This is a genomic window from Methanobacterium sp. BAmetb5, from assembly GCF_003491305.1.
GTDB lineage: Archaea > Methanobacteriota > Methanobacteria > Methanobacteriales > Methanobacteriaceae > Methanobacterium.
In genome coordinates this window covers 845001-852500 of sequence record NZ_CP022706.1, presented here as the reverse complement: position 1 = coordinate 852500, position 7500 = coordinate 845001, and the positions used below count along the sequence as shown (strand labels likewise).

The following is a 7500-nucleotide window of genomic DNA, read 5'->3' as shown; positions in this document are numbered from 1 at the left end:
TATTCTGCTGCAAAATCAAGGTCATGGGTGGTCATCACAATGGTCAACCCCTTTTTCTGCAGTTTTTTCAGTAAATCTGCAAGGTTAAGCTTGCTAACCGGGTCCATACCCTTGGTCGGCTCATCCAAAAAGAGTACATCGGGTCGGGTTAAAAGAGCCTTCACAATGGCTATTTTCTGCTGTTCACCACCACTGCAGTCATAAGGATGTTTATCCAGAAGACTGGACAGTTCAAAAAGTTTGATCAGTTCCATTTTTTCGTTTTCGGATAGGGAAGAGTTGTTTTTAGGGTCAAAAGATCTTTTAGGATCAAAAGATTCTTTAGATGCAGGAGTTTTAGTTACAGAGTTAGAAGCTTTGGATTTAATAGATTTAAATAATTTACTTTCTCTTTTTTTCTCAGTAGGTAAATGATCTTCCAAGGAGACTTCTTGAAACTCTTCCTGAACTGTTTCCTGCCGGAAATGAATCATGGGGTTTTGATGAACATATCCCCGGTTCAGATCTTCTCGGTAACGGATTTTACCCTTTTTAGGTTTCATCAGTCCAGCCAGTATCTGTAACAGGGTTGTTTTGCCGGTTCCATTACCTCCCAGTATACTGAGGAATTCTCCCTGATGGATGTCCATAAAAATTCCCTTTAAAACAATGTGTTCTGGCACATAACCGAACCAGATATCTTCACAACTCAGCAGGATATTTCTGGATTTATCCGCAGGGTTTAGGGTTTTTTTATTATATTCCTCATAATTACGGGATTTTGTGGGGTGCAGGGATGCTTGGAATGTTTCTAACTCCTGGTTTAGGAGATTCAGATTACTACGTCCTTCCCTTATGTTGAGGGGTATTTCCAGATTACCCAGATAGTCATACCTGGACTGGAGTAGGAAGTTTATCCGGGTAACATAGGGGAGGTAATTGCTGAAAACATGGTCTGAACATGCCTGGGAACATATATGGCGTGGTTTATCACTGTACTGCACGCATCCCTCCTTTAGAAAAACCGCTTTGTCAATGAAGGGGAACATGTTGTCTATTTTGTGTTCGGTGGCCATTATGGTAATGGAAAATTCTTCATTCAACCGGCGGAGTATGGACAGAAAATCGTAGGCAGCAATGGGGTCCAGCTGTGATGTGGGTTCATCCAAGAGGAGTACCCTAGGCTTTAAAACCAGAAGAGAACACAGGTTAACCAGCTGTTTTTGACCACCGGAGAGTTCATTGACATTTCGGTATAGATGTTTATCCAGACCGAAAAATGCGGTCATCTCTGCCACCCTGTTTCTAATTTCACCGGTGGACAGCCCAATGTTTTCCAGGGGAAAGGCAATTTCCTGGAGTACATTATCGGATACCATCTGATCTTCTGGATTTTGAAACAGAAACCCGATCTCAGAGGCAGATTGTTCAGGGGGCATATCCCGTATGTTCTGACCATCATAGTAAATAATACCATCAGAGTCCCCAGAAGGATGTATTTCATTTTTAAGATTTGATAATAAGGTTGTTTTCCCGGAACCCGATGGTCCGCAGAGTAAAATGAATTCTCCTTCACCAACCTCCAGATTGATCCGGGAAAGTGTGTTCTCTTGATGGGGGTAACGGAAACTGAAATCTTCAAACTTAATTAAACTCATTTAAGCATCTCCTAATTTTAGAATTTGTTAGTGATAACTTGGATTTTTTTTAAATCCAGGGAATTAATGTATTAATACCATGTTAATCTTTCCCGGAATTCCAGGTAGATAATAGGCAGTAACAGGGCCAGGAATGTGAAATAATACAGGTTAACCAGGTTTTCAGAAACATTAAAACTCAGGGTGGGGTAAATTTCTATTCTCCCGTAACCCTGCATGAGGCCCATCACGCTTATTAAAACCGTTATGATAATAAAAGAAAGGAATATATAATCTGTTCTCCTGAATTTATAAGAAAAATAACTGGTTCTCTCTTTAATACCGTAACCCCTTGACTTCATTGATTTGGCCGTGAGCATAGACTCTTCCAGTGACCAGGATACCACCACTGCCAGCAGATGGGCGGTTCTTTTAATTTTATCCATCCATGAGTGGTTACCTTCCGGATGGGTGTTAGCACGGTTAAATTTTGAGATCTTATTCACCTCAGTTAACCGGTAATTCAAGAGGGGGATAAAGCGCAGGGCCATTATGGTCACCATTGAAATGTGGGGGAATCTTTTTGAGAAAAGATAAAGCATTTCCTGGTAAGAAACAGCTCTATTGTAAGAAGAGAATACTAATAATATAATTAAAAGGGACAGGCTCATTAGTACCCCATAAACCAGGGCTTCCATGGTGATAAAAAAGTTTCCCATTATATATATTGGGGTGGTTCCCACATGGGATGTCAGGGGATTCAGGATAATAATCAGGAGGGACATGGGGATGAAAAATTTGATTACATTTTTAAATTCACGGCTGATGCCCTGTAAGGCTATCAAAACAGAAATACAGACTAAAAAGGATACAAGGTAGTAGGGATCGTTGTACAAGAATGCAAAGATTATCAAAATAAAATAATACAGTACATAAACTGCAGGGTGGATGACGGTTAGTTTCACTGTTGACCTCCATTAGCGGTGTGATCATATCTAAAATAGATTTAAGGGACCTATCTGGTATTAGGTCCCTCATGGCACCGTTAGGAAAACTGCGGAGGTTTACTGGACCCTAGTGGTGTCATTTTTTTTAATTATAGGTGTATGGATTTGTCAACCATTCCTTGGACTTACTATTATATAAACTTTACTTGATTATTTTTCAATTATAATGGAAATATTTATATTAAGATATATTTTAATTAATTTCAAGCATATTTGAATAATTTCAAATTTGCTTAAATAACAAAAAGGAGGTGAAAATCTTGAGAAAACAAACGATTTTACTAGTAACGACAATTGTTTTCGCACTGCTTCTGTGTGGAGCAGTATCAGCAGAAGATTCACAGGGGGTAGGAGGTATTGGTAATGCTACTCAAAATTCAAGTTCCAATAGCAGTGAAACAGTAATTGACCCCGAGATAACACTGAATATAACCCTGGAACATCCCGAGGCACTGGAGGATGATAGGTTACCATCAGTAAATGTAACTGACAGTAACGGGAACGTGGTTAGCGGAGCAACCGTAACCAGTCTGGGAAATAACCTTTACCGTGTTAACTTCGCCAGCAGTCAGACCAGTTTCATCCTGAACATAAGTGCCCTGGGACATGTACCTCAGACCGTGAATGTTTTGGTTTCTAAGAGGGATGCAACGGATCCCACACTCTATGGTTCCGCAAATGTGAATTTGAGGGCTTATAATCTGCTTATAATAAGTGGATGCCCAAACTATGCCAAACCATTCGTTGATTCCAACAAAAAACTCAGGGAAAGGGGTTACTACTTCAACTTGAACTTCTACACCAATGAAGATCTCACATCTGCCGATATCCGGGCGAAAATAAAACAGCTGGCATCCAAGGCGGATCTAATAATCATAGAGATGATCAGTGAATCCAGCACACTATCCAATTTAATGCCACTTTTATCAGATCCAAATGCTAAAATAATGGCTTTAAGATGTGGAGTTGCATTTTTGAACAATACAAGTATTGATTCCAACGACACAGAGCTTCGTGCTTATTGGGATGGTACTGGTGCAGATAACATGGAGAAGTTCCAGCTCCGGGCACTTCAAAGGGTTGGTATGTTAGTTGAGGCTTCTGAAGACCTCAATGTGGTTAACTATCCTACTGAGTTCATATATCATCCAGATTCAACAACACCCCAATTTGCCACATGGAATGATTACCTGAACTGGTACACTCAGAGTGGGCACTACCGATCTGGTAAGGCATGGGTAGGTATAATGATGTATGCATCCATGTTCTTTAATGGAAACAGTGACATGGCCCTGAGTATACTTAGAAGTATTGAATCCAAAGGTTTAAACGTGGTTTTGACTGTAACTGCCTCAAGCGATATTGCAAGGGCAAATGCCATACTCAATTACTTTTTGGATGGTAACATGTCCAGAATAAGCGCCCTTGTGGCTTGTGTTGGCTACAACATAATCTACAACAACCCCCAGAACAGTACGGATCTCCTAAAGAGGATGAATATACCTATATTTGCTCCAATCTATGCTTCAGACCTTGAAACCTGGAAAAATAGTTCTTCAGGACTTTCCAGTGAAATTTACTGGCAGGTAGCCTGGCCTGAAATGGAGGGGCGGATAGAGCCCATTATCATGGGTGGTGTTGAATCGGCAGAAACTGACCCTTTCACTGGTATTATTGTAAAAAATTACCATCCGCTATCAGATCGGATAGAAAGAATAACCAACAGGGTTTACAACTGGATAGCACTCCAAACACTCCCTAATAATTTAAAAAAGATAGCAATTATCTATTACAATTCTGCAGGGGGTAAAGATGGAGTTGGTGCATCCTATCTCAATGTTCCTGAGAGTATATCAGCAATACTGAGTGCACTTAAGGCTGCGGGGTATGATGTGTCAGGTAACTCTTCAGTTGAATCTATAATTCAACTGTTCCTTACCGCTGGAAACAATGTTGGTTCATGGGCTCCAGGAGAGCTAAAGAAAGTTGTTGATGCCGGAGCGATAACCATACCCATTAATGAATACATGGAATGGTTCAACACATTACCAGATGAGCTTAAGAATGAGGTCATTGCCAAATGGGGTGCTGCTCCAGGCAATGTTATGGTATACGAAGGCAAAATCGTTCTACCTGGAATCATGTTCGGTAATATTTTTGTTGGAGCTCAACCAATGCGTGGATGGGGAGAAAACTCTACTGATATTGCCCATTCATCAACATTACCGCCAACCCATCAGTACATTGCATTTTACATGTGGCTGCAGAAGAATATGGGTGCCAATGCAGTTATACACCTTGGAACACACGGAACTCTAGAATGGTTACCCGGCAGGAGCGTAGGACTGGGTGAAGATGACTGGCCAGATATTCTTCTGGGAAACATTCCCAACATCTATCCCTATATAGTTGACAATACTGGAGAGGGAACCCAGGCCAAGAGAAGGGGTTATGCAGTGATAATTGATCACCTCACAGCCCCTCTCATAAGTTCCGGACTTTACGGAGATCTTTCAACCCTTCAGGACCTTATTAACAGCTATGACAATACAGGAGACAACCAGCGTAAAAAAATTCTGGAAAAACAGATCCTAGAAATGATAACCAAATTAAATTTTGACCAGGATCTTGGTCTCAACATGCAGACTACTGGCTTCAACGACATTAAAAATCAAATTGAACACCATTTGGAGGATTTAGCCGCCACTTTAATGCCTTATGGGCTTCACACATTTGGAGTTGCTCTGAATAGTACACTACTGGATCAGATGATTGAATCCATTGTGAGTTTTGACCCGGCAAACCGAGACAACACCGAGTTCAGAGAAAAGTTACGAGATGTCCTTTCTCAAAACTATGAAATGGAGGCTCTTCTTGCAGCTTTGAGTGGACAATTTATATCACCATCTCTGGGTGGTGATCCAATTCGTAAGCCAGATGTACTTCCAACGGGTTCTAACTTCTACTCCTTTGACCCCCGATCAGCTCCAGATACAACAGCATGGGAGATAGGCAAACAGATGGCTGATGACATGTTGGCAGAGTACTACCAGAAAAATGGACACTACCCTGAAACAGTGGGGATCGTTCTCTGGTCAACTGAAACCATGCGTACCAATGGTCAGACAATAGCCATGATACTCCGATATATGGGTCTGGAACCACAGTGGAAGTCCGGTAGATTTGTAGGGGTTAAGGTAACACCTTTGAGTGATCTTACCCTCAATATCAATGGAACTACCCTAAACAGACCACGTGTTGATGTACTGGTAACTATAAGTGGTCTCTTTAGGGACACTTTCTCTTACACCATAGAAATGCTAGACAAAGCTTTCCGACAGGTTGCAAACCTGCAGGAGAGCACAAACAGCAACTTCGTTAAGAAACATTACCAGGACAACTACAACAAGTATGTGGATGGTGGTATGAGCTCTGAAGATGCAGATGCTCTTGCAGGAGCCAGAATATTCGGGCCTGCTCCGGAAGGTTACGGAACCGGTGTTGCTGCTCAGGTACCATCCACATCCAAATGGAATAATCAGTCTGATCTCCTGGACACCTATCTCTCCAGGATGTCTTATATCTACGGTGTAGGTTCCTATGGTTTACAGGGACTTCAAGCCTTCAAGGATCAGCTTAAAACTGTACAGGCAACTATTCAAGTGAGAGACAACAATTATGGAGTTCTGGACAATGACGATGTTTACCAGTACCTTGGAGGCCTTACCATGGCTGCAAAGGCCCTTTCTGGTTCTGAAATCAGTGTCTACATTGCAAACACACGGTTAAGTCCTCATATAGAGACTTTAGGTCAGTTTATGTCCAACGAAATTAGGACGAGAATTTTGAATCCTAAGTGGCAGGAAGGCATGCTCAAAGAAGGATTTTCAGGTGCCAATGAAATTTCAAAGGAGATAGGATACCTGTTCGCATGGAATGCAGTTACACCTGAAGCTGTTAATGATTGGATGTGGCAGCAGGTTGCTCAAAACTATGCCTTTGATTCCAATTTCAGAAACCAGATGCTTCAGGCCAATCCCTATGCATATGTATCTATGCTTGGTTGGATGATGGAGGCAGTCAGGAGGGATATGTGGCAAGCGGATAAGGCAACTTTAACTGAACTAGCTAATCAGTATATTCAGTACACAAAACAATACGGTGTTGTCTGCTGCCACCACACCTGTGGAAATGTGGATTTCACCAACTTCGTAGTGGTAGGTTCTACCCTGAGTACACAACAACTCCAGGAATTTGCAGCGATTATGGAGGCAGCTACTGGTAAAACTGTAACCATAGGTTCTACTGGAACACCTTCCCAGCCAACTGGTTCAGCTTCCTCTCAAGGAGCATCCTCTTCTGCTGGAGCTTCATCAGGAAGTCAACCCGCCACAGAAAGCGGAGCTCAAGGTGCATCTGAATCCCAATCTGTATCAGAATCTGCCCAAACTGCAGGTAGTGACGGGTCTTCTAAAACCTACGAAGTATCCCAGAATAGTTCTTCAGCTCCAGAGTCCAGCATGCCCATAGTGGCCATATTGGGAGTGATTATCCTGGTTGGTCTGGTTGGATTTGGTTACTTTAGAGGTGCTATCTCCAAAAAATAAACTATTTAACCCCCTTTCCTTTTTTGGGGATTATTCTTTATTATTTTAAAGAATATTTGAACCATATGTTGGGTGGAGGTGATGTAGCTTGGAAATAAAGATAAAAACCAATTATAGGGATTAAAATGGTTTTATATGGATTTTTACAGGAATATGATCCTGGAAATCAGATAAAAAGGGACATGGAACTAATTAGTTTACAATATTTATTACATTAAAGGTGAAAACCCGCTAAAAAGTATTAAAATATCCAATGTATTACTTAATAGC

Annotated in this window: 3 protein-coding genes (1 of these 3 cut by a window edge); 1 reads left to right on the top strand and 2 read right to left on the bottom strand. The window is 41.4% G+C overall.

Translation table 11 applies throughout. The features are described 5' to 3' along the window. Positions 1 to 1637, bottom strand: partial view of an ABC transporter ATP-binding protein gene (locus CIT02_RS04105; RefSeq protein WP_292614272.1) — the 5' portion only. It extends 169 nt beyond the left edge of the window; 1637 of the gene's 1806 nt are visible here — the first part of the coding sequence; the start codon lies at positions 1635 to 1637; the stop codon falls past the left edge of the window. Positions 1638 to 1708: 71 nt separating this feature from the next. Beyond that, on the bottom strand, positions 1709 to 2581 hold the full coding sequence (locus CIT02_RS04100) for an energy-coupling factor transporter transmembrane protein EcfT (protein WP_292614270.1): 873 nt from the start codon (positions 2579 to 2581) through the stop codon (positions 1709 to 1711). A 302-nt stretch (positions 2582 to 2883) separates the two neighbouring features. On the opposite strand from CIT02_RS04100, the gene CIT02_RS04095 reads away from it, so the two are divergent. Continuing rightward, a complete protein-coding gene (locus CIT02_RS04095) occupies positions 2884 to 7230 on the top strand; it encodes a cobaltochelatase subunit CobN (protein WP_292614268.1) in 4347 nt (1448 codons plus the stop codon). Positions 7231 to 7500: the final 270 nt, after the last annotated feature.